Raw genomic sequence first — 18,778 nt, forward strand, 5'->3', positions numbered from 1 at the left:
TCGTCGAGGGATCGGCGCACATCCCCCGCAGCGATTCTGGCGCAGAACGTGCTGCTCCGCGCGGCCAGACGGCGGCCCTGTGGACAGACTCCCACTCCACCCGGTGCTGGGGACAACCACGACGGGCTGGCCGGCGCGCCGTGGCAGACTTGGGTGACGCACCCGACGACAGGAGCCAGCCCGTGGCCAAGCGGTTCATCCCGCTCACCGAGGTGTCCGAGATCCTCGACATCTCCTCGGCACAGGCCTATGCCCTCGTGCGGTCCGGCGACCTCCCGGCGATCAAGGTCGGCGGACGCGGGCAGTGGCGCGTGGAGACCACCGCGCTGGAGGACTACATCCAGCGCATGTACTCCCAGACCCGCGACTTCGTGCGCACCCAGGGCGAGAGCTGACCCACGCGCAGCACCGGCTTCGGTTCGTGACCGGGGTCAGCGCGCCTCCACGAGCACGACCGCCCAGAAGGGCACGGTCTGTCGGCCCCGGACGTTCTCACTGCGCCGGCTCTCCCCCAGCGCGTGCTCGGCGAGGTCGAGCGAGTCCGCTCCGACGACGTCGATCGTGCCGGTGAGGACCTGGCCGCTCGTGTCGGTCACCGCCACGGCGACCCGGTCACGGGAGAGCCCGCGCAGCGCGTAGCCCAGCGCGAACCGGCGGGCGGTGCGGGCGGACGATGCTCGGGCGGGAAGACCGAGGACACCGGTCACCGACCGCATGGGGATGACGGCTTCACGTCCAGTGGTGAGCTCGAGAAGCAGCCAGTCCTCCCCCAGGTCGAGCAGCTCACCCTGCACCTGGGTTCCGGAGAGCAGACGGAGCCTCAGCTCCGAACCCACCGCCGACGCGAAGCGGGCGGCGAGCTCGACACCGGCCCGCTCGCGTCGCGTGCGGTCGGCCACCTCGGAGTCGCGCTCGCGTCGCTCCTGCGCACCGAGCTGTGCCTCGAGGTCGTCGAAGAGCTGGTCCCACCTCATGGTCGGCAGCGTAGAGGCCACCCGGACCGCCTTCCTCTTGCGTCCACAAAGAGCATCGAATACCGTCATCCACATGCAAACGACAGCAAACAGCATCAAACGGCACTCACAAGCCTTCCGCTGGCCGGCTGTCGTGCGCCTGGTTGCCGTGACCGCCCCCTCCCTGGTGCTCCTCGGCGCGCTCCCTTGGGCCCTCGGGATCGTCTGGTCCTCCGCGCGGGCCGACATCGACGCTGCCGGACCCGCCGCGGCCGACGAGGTGCTCGTCCTCGGGGCGGCGAGCCTCGCGCTGGCCATCACCGGCTGGCTCGTCCTCGCGACCGCCCTCGAGGTGCTTTCCTGCGTGCCGGGTCGCGTCGGGGCCATCGCGCGGACCTGGTCGGCGCGGCTGACGCCGGCTCTCGCCCGCAGGGTCGCGGCGTTCGTCCTCGGCGTGGGTGTCGGCGTCGCTGGCGGCCCGACCCAGGCACTCGCCGGTCCGCGCGTCGCGTCCGCCGCCCCGGCCACAGCCGCCTCACCTGCGTCTCGCGGCGGCGCCGACCCCCGCGTCGCCGACACTCGCGTCGCGGACCCCGGCTTCGCACCCAGCACGTCCGGTCTCGACGCGCCCTCTCCCGGTTTCCGTCCGGCCGACCCAGCCCCGCCCGCGCCCGGGTTCACCCCGGCCGCCCCGCGCGTGCGCCCGCAGCCCGACGCCGGACTCCTCGGCGGACGCGTCGCCGCAGCAGCTCCCTCAAGTGAGGTCGTCGTCCACCGCGGTGACTCGCTCTGGTCGATCGCCGCCCGCCACCTCGGACCGCAGGCCTCGGACGCCGAGATCGCCCGCGCGTGGCCGCAGTGGTACGAGCTCAACCGTGACGTCATCGGTGAGGACCCCGACCTCATCCTCCCCGGCCAGGTCCTGAGCGTCCCGGACGCCCACGAGACAGGGAGCGTGACGCAATGACCCGCCCGACCTCCCACCTGCACTCCGTCAAGGTGCACCCGCCGGCAGCCCCGCGTCCGCCGGCCATCCCTCTGGCCGAAGCGATGCGGCGCTCGAACGACGAGCTCGGCCACCCGGCATACGTGCAGGATGCCTTGGCCGTCGACCTCGCCTCGGCGAGCGACGAGCAGATCTTTGGTCCGCAGAGCACGTCACGTGCCGACCTCCCCGAGCCGGGCCCGTGGGCCGGCCAGATCGCGCAGGCCATCATCGAGGTGATGTCCGGCCTGCGGCCCGCCCCTCAGGTCGTCCGCTGGACGACCCCACAGGTGTATGCCGTGATCGCCCGTCGCGGAGCCCTCGCAGCGCGGCGCCGCGCAGCGGGCTCCCGCTCGCTGGCGCATCGGGCCCTGGTGCGCTCGGTGCACGTGTGCGAGCCTGCGGACGGGGTCGCCGAGTGCAGCGTGGTCGTCAGTGACGGTGCCCGGGTGCGGGCAATGGCGCTACGGCTCGCCGGCCAGGACGGGCGGTGGCGCGTGGAGTCGCTCCAGATCGGCTGAACATCCGTCGAGAGTAGACAAAGTCCCGCCTCCAGTCGCTGGTGGCGGGACTTTGTCTACTCTCGACTGCGTGGGTCTGGCTGAGTGGCGGCGTCAGACCTTGGCGCCGTGGCACATCTTGAACTTCTTGCCCGAGCCACAGGGGCACGCCGCGTTCTTCGGGGTGTGCGCCAGCTGCTCGGGGCTCAGCCCGCCTCGGCCGCCACTGGCGCTGCTGCCGTTGCGTGAGGCCACGTCGCGCTCCTCGACCTCACCCGACTCCGACGGCGCGGTGTAGTGCAGCTGCGCGGGCTGGCGCGGACGCTCCACGCCCACACCGGCCACCTCGACGCGCGGGCTCTCGAGCTCCGGCTCCTGCGTGCCGTCCGAACCCGCAGCCGCCCCCGCACCCGCACCCGCGAGCCCACCGAACATGTCGGAGACGTGCTGCGGCGCGGCGGCGACCTCGGGGGTCGGCTGGTCGACCTGGACGTCGACGTGGAAGATGAGGCCGACGGCCTCCTCCTTGACCGACTCGTTCATGGCCTCCCAGAGCTGGAAGCCCTCGCGCTGGTACTCCACGAGCGGGTCGCGCTGGGCCATGGCGCGCAGGCCGATGCCCTCCTGCAGGTAGTCCATCTCGTAGAGGTGCTCGCGCCACTTGCGGTCCAGGACCGAGAGCATCACGCGACGCTCGACCTCACGCATGACCTCGGCGCCGAGGGCCTCCTCGCGGAGGTCGTAGGCGTGGTGGGCGTCGGTGAGGAGCTCCTCCTTGAGGGACTCGTTGCGCAGGCCGGAGAGGCCACCGGCGGCGTCGACGACCTGCTCCTGGGTGAGCGAGATGGGGTAGAGCGCCTTGAGGGCGGTCCACAGCCGGTCGAGGTCCCAGTCCTCCGCAAAGCCTTCGGAGGTCTCGGCGTCGACGTAGCCGCCGATGACGTCGTTGACGAAGAAGCGCATCTGCTCGTGCAGGTCCTCACCCTCGAGGACGCGGCGGCGCTCCTCGTAGATGACGGTGCGCTGGCGGTTGAGGACGTCGTCGTACTTGAGGACGTTCTTGCGGATCTCGAAGTTCTGCGCCTCGACCTGGCTCTGTGCCGACGCGATCGAGCGCGAGACCATCTTGGACTCGATGGGCGTGTCGTCGGCCATGCCGGAGGTGCTCATGACCCGCTCGACCATGCCGGAGTTGAACAGTCGCATGAGGTGGTCCTCGAGCGAGAGGTAGAAGCGGGACTCGCCCGGGTCTCCCTGTCGACCGGAACGACCACGCAGCTGGTTGTCGATGCGTCGCGACTCGTGGCGCTCGGTACCCAGGACATAGAGGCCACCGCTCTCGGCGACCTCCTCGTGCTCGGCCTTGACCTTGGCCTCGGCGGCCTCGAGGGCTGCGTCCCAGGCCGCTTCGTACTCCTCGGGCGTCTCCACCGGGTCCAGGCCGCGGTCCTTGAGGGCGGCGACGGCCATGAACTCGGGGTTGCCGCCGAGCATGATGTCCGTCCCTCGTCCGGCCATGTTGGTGGCAACGGTGACAGCGCCCTTGAGACCGGCGTCGGCGACGATCGCGGCCTCACGCTCGTGGTGCTTGGCGTTGAGGACGGCGTGCTTGATGCCGCGTCGGCGCAGCAGGTCCGAGAGCAGCTCGGACTTCTCGACGCTCACGGTGCCGACGAGGATCGGCTGGCCGTTCTCGTGGCGCTCGGCGATGTCGTCGATGACCGCGGAGAACTTCGCCTCCTCGGTGCGGTAGACGAGGTCGGCCTGGTCCTTGCGGACCATCGGGCGGTTGGTGCGGATCGGGACGACGCCGAGCTTGTAGATCGAGTTGAGCTCGGAGGCCTCGGTCATGGCCGTACCCGTCATGCCCGAGAGCTTGTCGTACATGCGGAAGTAGTTCTGGAGGGTGATCGTCGCGAGCGTCTGGTTCTCGTTCTGGATCGTCACCCCCTCCTTGGCCTCGATCGCCTGGTGCATGCCCTCGTTGTAGCGGCGGCCCTTGAGGATGCGGCCGGTGTGCTCGTCGACGATGAGGACCTCGCCGTCCATGACGACGTAGTCCTTGTCGCGGGTGAAGAGCTCCTTGGCCTTGATCGCGTTGTTGAGGTAGCCGATGAGCGGCGTGTTGGAGGACTCGTAGAGGTTCTCGATGCCGAGGTAGTCCTCGATCTTCTCGATGCCTGGCTCGAGGACTCCGACGGTCTTCTTCTTCTCGTCGACCTCGTAGTCGCCGCGGCTCGGGATGCCACGCATCTGGTCGGCACCCTCACCACGCTCGAGGTGCTGCACCGCCTTGGCGAACTCGGTGTACCACTTGGTCGGCTGGTCGGCCGGTCCCGAGATGATGAGCGGCGTGCGGGCCTCGTCGATGAGGATCGAGTCGACCTCGTCGACGATGGCGAAGTTGTGGCCGCGCTGCACGAGCTCGTCGGTGGACCACGCCATGTTGTCGCGCAGGTAGTCGAAACCGAACTCGTTGTTGGTGCCGTAGGTGATGTCCTTGGCGTACTGCTCGCGACGCTCGTCGGGCGTCATGCTGGCGAGGATGACGCCGGTCTCGAGGCCGAGGGCGCGGTGGACGCGCCCCATCAGCTCGGCCTGGTACTCCGCCAGGTAGTCGTTGACCGTGATGACGTGCACGCCCTTGCCCTCGATGGCGTTGAGGTAGGAGGGCAGGGTGGCGACGAGGGTCTTGCCCTCACCGGTCTTCATCTCGGCGACGTTGCCCATGTGCAGGGCCGCCCCACCCATGAGCTGCACGTCGAAGTGCCGCTTGCCGAGGGTGCGCTTGCCGGCCTCGCGCACGGCCGCGAAGGCCTCGGGCAGGAGGTCGTCGAGGGTCTCGCCGTCGGCCAGGCGGGTGCGGAACTCGTCGGTCATGCCGCGCAGCTCGTCGTCGCTCATCGCGACGAAGTCGTCCTCGATCGCGTTGATCTGCTCGGCGACGTTCTCGAGCTTCTTGATGATGCGGCCTTCACCGGCGCGCAGCAGCTTCTCGACGATCTTCACCACGGGTAGTACTCCTCGTTGAACGGGCAAGTCCTCGACACCTTCGACGAGACCTGCCAAGGGTAGTCGAGCCACGGAGTCCAACGACCAGGCCCGTTTAATAGGTTCCGTCCCAGCGCGCTTCCGTGATGACATTCCGGTATGCCGTTCCCAGACTCCGTGCCCATCCTCACCGACGGTGTCGTGCGTCTTCGAGCGCACCGGGAGGCCGATGCCGAGCGCATCGTCGAGCAGTGCACCGACCCCGAGAGCCTGCGCTGGACCACGGTCCCGCGCAGCTACACGCTCGAGATGGCCCACGAGTGGGTCGGCGAGATCGCCCAGGGCTGGGACACCGGCGGTGACCAGCTGTGGGCCATCGAGGACGCCACGGGTGCAGGTGACGACGCCGACGGCGCCTTCCAGGGCACCATCGACCTGCGACCGAGGGAGGCGGGTCGGGCCGAGATCGGCTATGGCCTTCACCCGGGGGCTCGTGGCCGTGGCCTCATGGCTCGCGCCCTCAAGCTCGTCTGCCAGTACTGGTTCGACGCCGGCGGTCAGCGTGTCGACTGGTATGCCGAGAGCGGCAACTTCGCCTCGTGGGGTCCGGCACGGGCAGCCGGGTTCGAGTTTCTCGCGACTCTCCCCCAGCACGTCGTGCACGGCGACGGTGGACTCGTGGACGCGTGGTTCGGCAGCCTCGGCCGTGATGACCCGATGCAACCGCGGACGGAGTGGGTCACTCCCCCGGTCCTCGAGGCGGACGGCATTCGCCTTCGTCCGTGGCGCGACAGCGACGTCGAGTCGGTGGAGGCGCCAGACCATCCCGAGCACTTCCTGCCGTCACGGGCCATCCCCACCCCTGAGACGTGGGCCGACTGGCTCATTCGCCGGCGCCTCTTCATGGCTCGCGGGACCAGCGTCTGCTGGTGCATCGCCGACGCCGAGACCGACCGGGCGCTCGGTGACATGCTCGTCTTCGTCGACGGTGGCGCCCTTGCCGACGGGGACACGGCCGAGCTCGGCTACTTCCTGCACCCCAGCGCGCGAGGTCGGGGCGCCGCCCGTACGGGGGCTCGGCTCGCGGTGGCCCACGCGTTCGCACCCAAGGAGAAGGGCGGGCTCGGGCTGCGTCGCCTCGTCGCGGAGACCGCCGCCGACAACACCGCGAGCAACGCCATCCTCAAGGCGGTCGGCTTCACCCGGTGGGGCCACGAGGAGGCGGCGACCGCCCCCGACGGCTCCGTCGGCCCGGCCGACCACTGGGAGCTCCTGCGCTAGGCACGACTTATTGCGCGTTCGGCCACATCGTCGCTGCGCTCCTCACTGGCCGAACGCGCAATAAGTCGATGTCACCGTCGGAGGCGATGGCAGACAAACGGCCCCGCACCACATGGTGCGGGGCCGTTTCGTCACTGCCGGTCGTCAGCGCAGGGCGATGTTGACGTAGTACGTCTGGCCGTCGTCCAGGGTCACACCGACCCGCCAGTAGCTGCCGGCCATCGCCTTGTCCGTCTTCCAGTTGTACTGGTACTGCGTCCCGTTCAAGGCGTAGGTGCCGCCAACGGTCGGGGTGTCGGTGTAGACCGACTCATTGACCGCCGCGTTGGTGGTGCTGCCCTTGACTGGGGCGAGCCACTTGGGTGCAGTGGCGGCCGTGATGACCTGGCCCGCCCCGTTGCGCAGCTCGAACTTCATCGGGATGGTCTGACCGGCGTTGAAGACGCTGGTGGCAACACCCGTCTGGTGGGCGGTGTCGTTGACCGGCTGCAGGAACAGCGTGGTCCCGAACCCGTAGACCACCGTGTAGGCCACCTTGGCGGTGCCCACGTTGCCGGCCTTGTCGGTCGCCGTCGCGGTGTAGGTGAAGGCGCCGACACCGTTCGACGTGCCACCCGTCCGGGTTCCCGTGGCCGGGCCGGCGAGGCCGCTGGTGGCGTCAGTGGCCGACGCGGTGGCGATGGGAACGGCTCCGACCGTGTACTGCGCACCGTCCTTGACGCCGCCGATGGTGACCGACGGTGCGACCGTGTCAACGTTGATGCCGCCGATGGTGGTCGTGCCCTTGTTGCCGGCATTGTCGACCGCCGTGCCCGTGGCGCTGTTCTCACCCTGAGCGGGGAGCGTCGCGTCGGGCTGGCAGGAATCGATCCCGCTGACGGCATCCTGGCAGTCGAAGTGGACTGTGACAGGGGCGCTGTACCAACCGGCGACGTTCGGGCTGGTGGTGGCCTTGCCGGTGATCGTCGGCGCGGTCTTGTCCACCAGGACGGTGGCTGTGCCGGCGGTCTCGGTGTTCCCGGCGTTGTCGACGCTCCAGTAGGCGACCGTGTGCGTGCCCTCGGTCGTGATGCTGACCGTCGTGCCGGCCTGCTGCGCCCCGCCGTCGACCGTGTAGTACGTCCCCGCCACGCCCGAGAGGTTGTCGGTCGCGCTGAGCTTCACGGTGACGTCGCTGCTCTGCCAGCCGCTGGGTGCGGAGGCGGTCGTACTCGGGGCGTGGCGGTCGATCTTGATGCCGCCGACGGTGGCGCCCTTGATGTTCCCAGCGCGGTCGCTGACCGAGGTCCCAGCGGACAGTGCCTGGCCCTCACCGCTGATGGTGCTGTCGGCCGGCTTGTCACCGTCGGCGATGCCCGACAACGTGTCGGCGGCAGTCCACTTCACGGTGACGTCGCCCTTGTACCAGCCCTCGTCGTTGGGTGCCGTGGTGGCGGCACCGGTGAGGGTCGGCGCGGTCTTGTCCACGTTGACGTCGGTGATGGAGAAGGTGTTGCTCTCGTTGTCCGCGGCGTCGGTGGCGGTGCCTTCGGCGCTCTGGGCGGCGCCTTCGCCGAAGGTCTTTGCTGCCGGGCAGGAGAGGACCCCGGAGAGCCCGTCCTGGTCCGCGCAGGTGAACGTCGCCTTGACGTCGGCGTTGAACCAGCCGTTGGCGTTGCTTCCCGCTGACAGGCTGCCGGACACCGTGGGCTTCGTCTTGTCGACGTTGACCGTCGTCTCGTCCGTCGCCGAGTTGCCAGCCTTGTCGGTGGCCTTGCCCTCGACCTTCTGCGCCGCGCCCTCACCCTTGGTGACGGGAGAGGTGCAGGAGGCGATCCCCGAGCCGCTATCGGTGCAGGTGAAGGTCACCGTCACGTCGCTGTTGTTCCAGCTCCGCTCGTTGGCGGTCGGTGCCTGTGTGTGGCTGATGCCGGGGGCCGTCTTGTCGATCTTCACCGTGACGTTCTTCTGGGCCTCGACGTTTCCTGCCACGTCGACGCTCCACACCTGCAGCGCGTGCGTGCCCTCGGTCTCGATCGTGACGCTGGTGCCCACCTCGGCCGGATCTTCGTCCAGCTGGTAGTGCGTGGCAGCGACTCCCGACCGGTTGTCACCGGCGGTCAGCTTGACCGTGACGGCGCCGTTGCTCCAGTCGGAGACATCGGAGACCTTCGTGCTTGGAGCCGTACGGTCGATGTTGACCGGTGCGCTGGCGGCCGAGGTCTCGTTGCCCGCCAGGTCGCGGACCGAGGTGCCGGCGGTGAGACCGGTGCCCTCGCTGCTGATGGTGCTGTCGGCCGGAGCCGCGCCGTCGAGTCCGGACACCTCGTCACCAGCGGTCCACTTGATCGTGACATCGTCCTTGTACCAACCGGCACTGTTGGCGTCGGTCGTGGCGGCACCGCTCAGGGTCGGCGCCGTTTTGTCGACGTTGATGGGGCTGACAGTGGCGGAGTCGGTGTTGCCCGCAGCGTCGGTAGCTGTGCCCTTGGCAGACTGTGCGCGGCCCTCGCCGAGCTTGTCCGGGGACGAGCAGGTGGCCATGCCGGAGAGGGCGTCGGTGCAGCTGTAGCTGACGGTGACGTCACCGGCATACCAGCCGTGGCTGTTGGGGGCACGGTCAGGCGCAGCGGTGATGGTCGGCTTGACCGTGTCGATGCTGACCTTGGCGTTGTCGGTCTGGCTGTTGCCCGCGTTGTCGACGGCGATACCGGGGACGGCCTGGTCCTGTCCGTCCGTGCTGACCTTGGTGACGGGCGAGCACGTCGCCAAACCCGAGAGCTTGTCGTCGCAGTGGTAGGCAACGGTAACCGGGCTGTTGTTCCAGCCCGCCTCGTTCGGGGCCGGGGTGACGGTGTGGGTGATGGTCGGCTTGGTGAGGTCGATCTTGACCGTAACGGTCTGAGCGGCCTCGGTGTTGCCGGCCTTGTCCACGCTCCAGTACGTCAGGGCGTGCTGACCCTCGGTGTCGATCGTGAGCAGCGCACCCTTGACGGCGTCGCCACCGTCGACTGCGTAGTACGTCGCGTCGACACCCGACAGCCCGTCCTTGGCGGCCAGGCTGACCGTCACCGCGCTGTTGTTCCATCCGGCCGGCGCATTGGCACCGGTGGTGGGAGCCGTCCGGTCGATGTTGACCGTGGCGCTGTCGGCGGTGGTGCTGTTGCCGGCCTTGTCGGTCACCGTGGCGGTGTCCTTGAGGCCGCCGCCCTCGCCGGTGATCTTGCTGTTGGCAGGAGCGGAGGCCACGCCGGAGCGGTCGTCCGCGGCCCTCCAGTCGATGGTGACGTCGCCCTTGTACCAGCCGTTGTCGTTGGCAGCAGCCGTCGGCTTGCCGCTCAGCGTGGGCGCCGTCTGGTCGACGTTGATGCCGCCAACCGTGGTGCTGGCCGAGTTGCCGGCCGCGTCCACCACGGTGCCCTCGAGCGACTGGTTCGTGCCCTCGCCGAAGGTCTTGTCGGCGGTGACGCTGTCGATGCCGGACAGCGCGTCCTTGCCGTCGAAGGAGACGGTGACGTCGGTGTTGTTCCAGCCGAAGTCGTTGGCTGCCGGCTTCCGGCTGCCTGCGATGGTGGGCTTGGTCTTGTCCAGGCTCACCGTGGCGGGGTCCTCGGCGCTGTTCCCGGCCTTGTCCGTGGCGGTGCCGGTGACCGCTTGGTCCTTGCCCTCGTCCGTGACCGTCTGGGGGGCGGTGCAGCTGGCAATGCCGGACAGGTCGCCCGGGTCGGCACAGGTGAAGGTGACGGTGACGTCGGCGTTGTTCCAGCCGTTGCCGTTCGCCACGGGGTCGAGCTTGTGCGTGATGGTCGGGTTGCTCTGGTCGATCTGGACCGTGACGGTCCTGGCTACCTCGGCGTTGCCGGCCAGGTCGCCTGAGAAGTACTCGATGGTGTGGGTGCCATCGGAGGTGAGCGCGACGGTGGTGCTCGTGGCGTCGTCGCCGATGGTCCACGTCGCGGCGCCGTCCACGCGGTAGTGGGTCGAGCTGACGCCCGAGAGGGCGTCGTGCGGCGTCAGCGTGACGTCGACGCCGTTGTTGACCCAGCCGCTCGGGGCGGAGACGTCGGTGCTCGGCGCGGTCTTGTCGATCTTCACGGGCGCGCTGGTGGCGCTGGTGATGTTGCCGGCCTTGTCGGTCACTGACGCCGCGGCGGTCTGGCCCTCGCCCTCCGTCGACAGAACCGAGTCGGCAGGCTTGTCGCCGGCGAGGCGGGAGAGAGCGTCGTCCGCGGACCAGGTCTGCGTGACGTTCGTGTTGTACCACCCGTTCTCGTTCGGGCCGGTGGTCGGGGCGGCGCTGAGGTTGGGCGCGGTCTTGTCGATGTTGATGCCGGTGACCGACGTGGACGCGGCGTTGCCGGCGTTGTCGACCGCTGTACCGTCGACCGCCTGGCTGGCGCCCTCAACCAGCCGCTGGGGGCCGGTCACGGTGTCGATGCCGGAGCGGTCGTCCTTGCCGGAGAAGGTGACAGTGACGTCGTCCTTGTACCAGCCGGCCTCGTTCGCCTTGCGGTCCGGGGCTCCGGTGATGGTCGGCGCAGTCTTGTCAATGTTGACCGTGGCGGTGCCGGTGACGCTGTTGCCGGCGTTGTCCGTCGCCGTGCCGGTGACCTTTTGTGCCTCACCCTCCACCGTGACGGTCACAGGGTTGCTGCAGTCCTTCAGGCCGGAGAGGGCCGTCTGGTCCTCGCAGGAGAAGTTCACCGAGACGTCGGTGTTGTTCCACCCCTTGACGTTCTGGGCCGGGGTCTGGCTCGGGGTGATGCTCGGCGATGACAGGTCGATCCGGACCGAGAACGTCTGGGCCTTCTCGGTGTTGCCGGCCCCGTCGACCGACCAGTACTCGACGGTGTGCGGGCCCTCGCCCCCGATCGTGACGGTATCGCCCTTCGTGGGCGTGGTTGCTCCGTCGATGGCGTAGTAGGTGCTGTCCACCTCGGAGAGGTTGTCCGTGCCGCGAAGACCCACGGTCACGGGCGCCTTGACCCAGCCGCCGGGGACGTTGGTGGCGGTCGTGGCCGGGGCGGTGTGGTCGATCTTGATGCCGTCGACGGTGGCCGTCGCGGTGTGACCGGCCTTGTCGGTGACGCTGGCGGAGGCGGAGAGGTTGCCTCCCTCCCCAGTCACCACGGAGTCAGCCGGGCAGGCGACAACGCCAGAGAGGTTGTCGCCACAGGTCCACTCGACCTTGACGTCCCCCGTGAACCAGTCGTTGGCGTTCGGAGTGCTCACGATCTTGCCGCTGATGGTCGGGGCGGTCTTGTCCACGCTGACCTTCGCCGTCGTGACGGAGCCGGTGTTGCCGGCGACGTCCGTGGCGGTGGCCGTACGAGTCTGGTCGGCACCCTCGCCGAAGGTGTGCGCCTTGTCCTGGCTCTTGACGCCCGACACTGCATCCGTGGCCGTAAAGGTCGCAGTGACGTCGTCCTTGTACCAACCGTTGGCGCCTGTGGGCGCGGGCAGCGGGTCGACGCTGATCACAGGCTTCGTCTTGTCGATGCTGACCGCTGCCGGGTCGGTCGCCGTGTTGCCCGCGTTGTCCCTGACAGTGCCGGTGACGGCCTGGGCCTTGCCCTCGGTCGTGACCGTCTGGGGGTCGGTGCAGCTCGCGACGCCCGACAGCGCGTCCGAACAGTCGAAGGTCACCGTGACGTTCTCGTTGTTCCAACCGTCGGCGTTGGCGACCGGGCTCTGGGTGTGGCCGATGGTGGGGGTTGTCTTGTCGATGCCGAAGGAGACCGTGTGCGCCGTCTCGGTGTTGCCGGCGACGTCGGTGCTCCAGAACTTCAGGGTGTGGTTGCCCTCGGCGGTCACCGGCACGCTGGTGCCTGCGGTCTGCGTGCCGCCGTCGAGCTGGTAGTAGGTCTTGTCGATGCCGGACAGCCCGTCGTTGGGCACGAGGGTCAGCGTGACGTCGCTCTTGTTCCAAGCCGGCGGAGCGGTGACGGTCGTGTTCGGGGCGGTGCGGTCGATCTTGACCGCCGCGGACTGCGCGTTGGTGGCGTTGCCGGCCTTGTCCGTCGCGGTGGCGCTCGCTGTCAGCGCGGTGCCCTCACCGGTAATCATGCTGTTCGCAGGGTTCGTCGTGCCCGAGAGTGCGTCTGCCGCGGTCCACGCGACGGCGACGTCCTCGTTGTACCAACCCGCGGCGTTCGCGTCGGTGGTCGGCTTGCCGGAGAGGGTCGGAGCGACCTTGTCGATGCTGATGCCGCTGACAGTGGTGCTGGCCGTGTTGTCGGCGTTGTCGGTGACCGTACCGGTGACCGACTGATTGGCCGCACTGGTGCTCAGAGTGGTGGGAGCGGAAGAAGACTTCACGCCGGACGTCGCGTCGCTTGGAGCGAACGACACCGCGACGTCGGTGTTGTTCCAGCCGTTCGCGTTCGCCGCGGGCGTGCGTGAACCGGTGATGGTGGGCGCGGTCTTGTCGACCTTGACTGTGACGGGGGCACTGGTGGCTGTGTTGCCGACGTTGTCGGTGACCGTCGTGGTCTTCGTGACAGTGCCGTCGGCGGTCACGGTGTCCGTTTCGGGAGCCAGCGTCTTCACGCCGGACCCATCAGCATCCGTGCCGGTCCACGTGATGGCGGCGTCGGCGCGGTTCCACCCGGCACCGTTGGGTGCTGGCGAGACCTTGCCTGTCGCGGAGGGCGCGACGTTGTCGAGCACGTATCCCGGGCTCGACGCGAATGTCTCCCCTTGGTTAGCTACACATTTCTTGCCGTTGGTCTGCTTATAACCCACGACGCTCATGACCTGTACGAGCCCATTCCCGCTCCCTGCCTCGAAGAGGTCGAGCCCGGAGGAGAACACGAAGTCGGTTCCCGATCGCACGGCGTCAACGGACGCGAGGGACCCGTTTGTCTGTCGTGCGTTGACGGTGACGCAGTTCGTCGCTGCATCGGCCTTCACCGTCAGCGTCAGGGCCGCGCCCTGCCGTGCAAACACCCTGCCGTCCCCGGCGACGAAGACACCGGCCCCGCCGGAGAACGCCGCGTCGGTGACAGACGCTGCGTGCGCCGCTGGGGCCACCGCCGCGAGGCCGGCGACGACCATGGCGGACGAGGTGAACGCAGCAGCGAGACGCCGCCTCTGCGGGACTGAGTGACGGGCGTTGGCAGGCAGCGTTGACGGCATGATTTCGTTCTCCTGGCAGGTCATCGTTGGCGATCTGCAGCAAGAGAACCGGCTCAAGCCAGCGCGCGTACCCGAAATCCGGAAACTGCCGTCCCGAGAAGGCACCCATTTCAAGATTCAGTGCTATCGGGCCAGGAGAAGCTGGTCAGGACGGGTGGTGCGGCGATCACCCACCGTCAGGGCGCATCGACCTGACCTGCGGATTCGTGAATCGGCCGGCGATCAGCCCGCGACCCGACGCTTCAGTCGAAAATCTCGGCAGACACGGGGAGGTCGCGCAGCACAGGAAGGCTGCGGCCCTCGCGACCAGTGACAGGCCGGGCCTCAACGAGGCCCCTGAGCACGGCCTCCTCGACGCACTCGGCGACCGCCCGGAACGCCGCGTTGAGCAGCTCGGGATGCGGCTCCCGCACGGACTGCTGCTCCGTGCTGAACGCGACGACGAGCTCGCCACTGCCGTGAGCAGTGACGCATCCCGTGCGAGCCAACCCGTTCTGGGCGCGGCCGCACACCCGGCCCAGGCTCGCGCTGTCGAAGGGGGCGTTCGTCGCGACGACGATGACCACTGAGCCGTCCGGCGGGTCGTCTCCAGAATCCTGACGATCAACGGGCTCCGTCGTCTGGATGAGCTGGCCGCCGATGGTGAGGTCTCCCCAGACACCGAAGTTGCTCACCAGCGCCACGCCCAAGCAGTACTCGCTGCCCCCGACGCCGAACTCCCGGGAGGCGGTCCCGAACCCTCCGCTCAGCCCGAACGTGGTCATGCCCGTCCCCGCGCCGACGGTCCCCTGCTCCACCGCCCCGCCGCTGGCACAACCCAGAGCCAGCGCGAGTTCCCCGTCACCGCAGCGGTATTCACGCGGATCGTTGAAACGCGCGTCGTTGCACTCCAGGACGACCAGGTTGACCGAGCGGCCCCCGTCCCGGCCACCCACGTCGGCATCCGATGCAAGACGGCGGCGCAGCAGGGCGTCCTGCACAGCGGGGACGGCGAAGGTGCTCGTGAAGACGATGGGCGACTCCAGCGTGCCGAGCTCGTCGAGCTGCACCAGCCCGGTGGACTTGCCGTATCCGTTGATCACGTGGCTGGCGGCAGGCACGGCCCGCTCCTCGACACCGGCAGGAACCACCACGCTCACGCCCGTCGCGACACCACGCGCGGGGTCGAGGACCGTCGCGTGACCGACGCGCACCCCGGGCACATCGGTGATCGCGTTGTGCGGCCCTGGTGGCAGACGCCACGTCACGAGCCGTTGCAGGCCCCGCCCGTCATCGCTTCCGTCATCCATGAGGGTCAGCGTGTCACCTCGAGGGCCGCCAGCCCGAGCCAGTCGGCCATCAGCGCGAGCTCCTCGTGCAGCTCGCGCGCATCCTCCGCTCCCCCACGCCCGTGCTCCCACGTCACCCGCCGGGCGAGCAGCCGCCCACCCGCCCGGTCGGCCTTGAGGTCCACGCGCCCAACGAGGTCATCACCGAGCAGGAACGGCAGCACGTAGTAGCCGTGCACCCGCTTCTCCTCGGGGACGTAGATCTCGAGACGGTAGTCGAACCCGAACAGAGCCGAGGTCCGATCCCGTTGCCACACAAGGGAGTCGAACGGGGACAGCAGCGCCCGCGCCGAGATCCGTCGTGGTCGCCGAGCGTCCCGATGCAGGTATGCCGGCCGCCTCCACCCGTCGATCGTCACCGGTTCCAGCTCGCCCGCGGACAGGAGGGCCTCGATCGCCGGACGGGCCTGCTCGGGCCTCAGCCTGAAGTAGTCGCGCAGGCACTGTTCGCTTCCCACCCCGTGCGCCCGGGCCGCGATGCGGAGAAGCTCGACGAACGCCTCGTCGTCGCTCGGCCGCGCGGCTGCGGACTCGGCCGGCTCACGAAGGGAGGCCGGGAGGACACGGGCGGGCACGGCATACCGGCGTTCGAACTGGGTGGTGCGCCCGGCGGAGCTCACCTCACCGGCCCAGAAGAGGTGCTCGAGCGCGGACTTCACCAGCGACCAGTTCCACCCCCACTGCTCGCGGTCGCGGGGCAGGTCGTGGGCGAGCGCCTCCTCGACCTGGCGGCTCGTGAGCGGGCCTCGCGCTCGCACCTCCGCCAGGACGGCGTCGACGAGCTCGGGGTGGTCACGCTTGACGCGCTGCATGCCGCCCCAGGACTCGTCGTGGGCGCGGCGCATGCGGAAGTTGAGCAGCGGCCACGTCGACGGTGGGATGAGGGAGGCCTCGTGCGCCCAGTACTCCACCAGACGGCGGGGTGCGCGGTCACGGGCTCGGTCCACCAGCGTGCTGTCGTGGGGCCCGAGGCGCGAGTAGAACGGCAGGTAGTGGCTGCGCGAGACGACGTTGACGCTGTCGATCTGGACGATGCCGACCGTGTCGATGACCCGCTGCACCTGGCGCGAGGTCGCCGTCCACGGCTGGGGACGCGAGACACCGAAGCCCTGCGCGGCCAGCGCGATCCGACGGGCAGCCGCAGTGCTGAGTCGCATGGGCTCCATCATGGCTGCCCCAACCGACACCTCTCCGACTGCGGGTTGATCAGGCGTCGGGCTCGATCAGGTTGCGGCGCATGGCATAGAGGGCAGCCTCGACGCGCGAGTGCAGCTGCAGCTTCTCGAGGATGTTGCGCACATGGTTCTTGACCGTGTTCTCGCTGATGAACAGCTGGGTCGCGATCTCCTTGTTGGCCTTGCCACGGGCCACGAGACCGAGCACCTCGAGCTCGCGGTCGGTGAGGCGCGGGCCTGGAGCGGTGTCCTTGGGGGGCTCGTTGCTCAGCCGCGAGAACTCGGCGATGAGCTGGCTGGCCATGTGCGGCGGGATCATCGACTGGCCGGCGTGGGCCTTGCGGACCGACTCGGCGATCTCCTCGGTCGGGAGGTCCTTGAGGAGGTAGCCGCTCGCACCCGCCTTGATCGCGGAGAACAGGTCACCCTCGTCGTCGGAGGCCGTGAGGATGAGGATCTTGGTGCGCGGCGACTTCTCCTTGATCGCCGTGCATGCCTCGATCCCGCTGTTGCCGGGCATGCGCACGTCGAGCAGGACGACGTCGGGCTCGAACTCGAAACACTTCTCGACAGCCTCGCCGCCGGACGCCGCTTCGGCCACGATCTCCAGGTCGGGTTCGAGACCGATGACGGCCTGCATTCCACGGCGGTAGAGATCGTGGTCATCAGCGATCACGATGCGGATTCGGTCGCGAACCTCGCCCAAGGGCGAGGCCCCAGACCCCTGGTCATTCAAGGACGGACTCACGCGTTCATGGTGACACGCGGAGTCCGTCCCTGTTGTGGGATTGCGCAACCTGCTGTCCCGAAGGTCAGCAGGGCACCATCGTCACGATGCTTCGGCGCGCTCCTCCTCGGGCTGAGGGGTGGGCGGACCCGGGTCGACGTCGTCCATCGCACCGGCCTCGACCGCCTCGCGAGCGTCGGTCGCGACGTGCGGGTGCGCACCGTCGAGGTCGAGGTGGAGCACTCCGTAGGACCACCCGCGACGGCGGTAGACCACGCTTGCCTTGTCGGTCTCGATGTCGTGGAACAGGTAGAAGTCGTGCCCGACGAGCTCCATCTCGCGCAGCGCCTGCTCGAGGGTCATCGGGGAAGAGGTGTGGACCTTCTCGCGCACCTGGATCGGGGAGTCACCGAAGGGCCCACCGTCATCATCGCCCTCGGCCGCAGTGGCAGCTCCGGACTCGGAGTCGGACGGGACGAACGCAGTGGCGGCCGCGACCGACTCCTGCGGCTTGCGCCCACGGTGCACCGTGCGGTCGTGCTTGCGGCGCAGGCGTTCGAGAAGCTTCTCGAGGGCGACGTCGAGGGCGGCGTAGCGATCCTCCTGGCACGCCTCCGCGCGCACGACCGGGCCCTTGATGTGGCAGGTGATCTCCACCCGATCACAGGCCTTGGACTGGCGGCGGTTCGATTCGTGGCTGATGACGACCTCGATCCGGCGAGTGCGCGGTGCGAGCTGCCGGACCTTGTCCAGCTTCTCCGCGATGTGCTCCCGAAATCGGTCCGAGACGGTCGTGTGACGTCCGGTGACGACGATGTCCACTAGTCCTCCTGAGGATTGGCGTGCCTGGCTGTACCCGGGGGAGCCTGTCGAGGGCTAAAGGCGGCGGCACCACCTCCGATGGAGGATGCGTCTCATGACCCGACGTTAGACCGGACCGTGCACCCTTTCAAGTGGGGGGTTCCTGCGAATGTCGTGCACCGTCGACGCGCCTGCGTGTGGCGCCGATGGCTGCCGCGAGGACGTCGGCAGCACCCGCCTCGTGCAGGGCTCTCGCGGCCTCGGCGAACGTGGCGCCGGTGGTCACGAGGTCGTCCACCACGAGACAGACCGCTCCCGCGACGACGTGCTCGTGGCGCTCGCGCACCGCCATCGCACCGGCCAGGTTGCTCGCCCGCTGCGCGGCGTCCAAGGTGGATTGGTCGCGGGTGATGCGAGTCGGCACGAGCACGTCGGCGACCAGCACCCGGCCGCTGAGACCCGCCACGGCGGTCTCCACGAGGGGAAGCAGCGGCACGTCCCCCCGCCGACGCCGAGCGCGCGGCGACCCCGACACGGGCACCACGACCAGTCCCCGTCCACGCACCGCTGCCCGGGCATCAGGGCTGGATCCCACCGCTGCCCTCAGGGCCGGGGCCAGCAGGGCCGCGAGCGTGCGTCGCAGGTCGCGCCGCTGCTCGTCCTTGTATGCCGTGACGAGGGCGCGCAGCGCCCCGCTCGCCTCCCCGGAGACCCAGCACTGCGGCATACCGGGTGGTGGAGGTGACGGGAGCGCAACGCGCGGTGAGGGATGGATGCAGTCGTCCACCGCCCCACGGCAGGCGGCACACAGGGGACCGGCAGGTCGCTGGCACAGCGCGCACGACGCAGGGAGGACGAGGTCCAGCAGGTCGGACAGCATCGGGGTGAGCCTGTCGCGCACTGTCATTCGAGTGCCAGCGC

At 69.1% G+C, this 18,778-nt stretch carries 12 protein-coding genes; 4 read left to right on the forward strand and 8 right to left on the reverse strand.

What is annotated here, in order from left to right; translation table 11 throughout:
* Positions 1-182 precede the first annotated feature (182 nt).
* Entirely contained in the window at positions 183-395 is a 213-nt protein-coding gene (locus ASG74_RS02130; RefSeq protein WP_056138484.1) for a helix-turn-helix domain-containing protein, read from the forward strand.
* 36 nt (positions 396-431) lie between these two features.
* Here ASG74_RS02130 and ASG74_RS02135 read toward each other — a convergent pair whose 3' ends face one another.
* Positions 432-974: a hypothetical protein gene (locus tag ASG74_RS02135; protein WP_056138487.1), complete on the reverse strand. Its 543-nt coding sequence runs from the start codon at positions 972-974 to the stop codon at positions 432-434.
* 73 nt (positions 975-1,047) lie between these two features.
* Here ASG74_RS02135 and ASG74_RS17370 point away from each other — a divergent pair, with 73 nt between their 5' ends.
* A complete protein-coding gene (locus ASG74_RS17370) occupies positions 1,048-1,920 on the forward strand; it encodes a LysM peptidoglycan-binding domain-containing protein (RefSeq protein ID WP_200942501.1) in 873 nt (290 codons plus the stop codon).
* Entirely contained in the window at positions 1,917-2,459 is a 543-nt protein-coding gene (locus tag ASG74_RS02145; protein ID WP_056138491.1) for an Rv3235 family protein, read from the forward strand. Before ASG74_RS17370 ends, ASG74_RS02145 begins: the two co-directional genes overlap by 4 nt.
* A gap of 93 nt (positions 2,460-2,552) precedes the next feature.
* On the opposite strand, the gene secA is transcribed toward ASG74_RS02145, so the two are convergent.
* Positions 2,553-5,450 carry a preprotein translocase subunit SecA gene (secA, locus tag ASG74_RS02150; protein WP_056138493.1) on the reverse strand — a complete coding sequence of 966 codons (2,898 nt, stop codon included), beginning with the start codon at positions 5,448-5,450 and terminating at the stop codon, positions 2,553-2,555.
* Between the two features lie 138 nt (positions 5,451-5,588).
* Between secA and ASG74_RS02155 the strand changes: the two genes are divergently transcribed.
* Complete coding sequence (locus ASG74_RS02155) at positions 5,589-6,710, forward strand: GNAT family N-acetyltransferase (protein ID WP_056138494.1); 1,122 nt, start codon at positions 5,589-5,591, stop codon at positions 6,708-6,710.
* A gap of 144 nt (positions 6,711-6,854) precedes the next feature.
* Here the strand turns inward: ASG74_RS02155 and ASG74_RS02160 are convergent, their stop codons facing one another.
* The 6 genes from ASG74_RS02160 to ASG74_RS02185 all read right to left on the reverse strand — a co-directional run bounded on the left by ASG74_RS02160 (position 6,855) and on the right by ASG74_RS02185 (position 18,764).
* Entirely contained in the window at positions 6,855-13,826 is a 6,972-nt protein-coding gene (locus ASG74_RS02160; RefSeq protein WP_056138496.1) for an OmpL47-type beta-barrel domain-containing protein, read from the reverse strand.
* 242 nt (positions 13,827-14,068) lie between these two features.
* Positions 14,069-15,115: a P1 family peptidase gene (locus ASG74_RS02165; RefSeq protein WP_056138497.1), complete on the reverse strand. Its 1,047-nt coding sequence runs from the start codon at positions 15,113-15,115 to the stop codon at positions 14,069-14,071.
* 5 nt (positions 15,116-15,120) lie between these two features.
* The gene (locus tag ASG74_RS02170; RefSeq protein WP_200942502.1) at positions 15,121-16,311 is read right to left on the reverse strand and encodes a winged helix-turn-helix domain-containing protein; all 1,191 of its coding nucleotides are present in this window, start codon (positions 16,309-16,311) and stop codon (positions 15,121-15,123) included.
* A 49-nt stretch (positions 16,312-16,360) separates the two neighbouring features.
* Complete coding sequence (locus tag ASG74_RS02175; RefSeq protein ID WP_327034126.1) at positions 16,361-17,005, reverse strand: response regulator transcription factor; 645 nt, start codon at positions 17,003-17,005, stop codon at positions 16,361-16,363.
* Positions 17,006-17,158: 153 nt separating this feature from the next.
* Entirely contained in the window at positions 17,159-17,878 is a 720-nt protein-coding gene (gene hpf / locus ASG74_RS02180; protein WP_056138503.1) for a ribosome hibernation-promoting factor, HPF/YfiA family, read from the reverse strand.
* Between the two features lie 127 nt (positions 17,879-18,005).
* Positions 18,006-18,764, reverse strand: a complete 759-nt coding sequence (locus ASG74_RS02185) for a ComF family protein (protein ID WP_235498767.1) — start codon at positions 18,762-18,764, stop codon at positions 18,006-18,008.
* Positions 18,765-18,778 lie beyond the last annotated feature (14 nt).

It is taken from the genome of Knoellia sp. Soil729, assembly GCF_001427985.1.
Taxonomy (GTDB): domain Bacteria; phylum Actinomycetota; class Actinomycetes; order Actinomycetales; family Dermatophilaceae; genus Knoellia.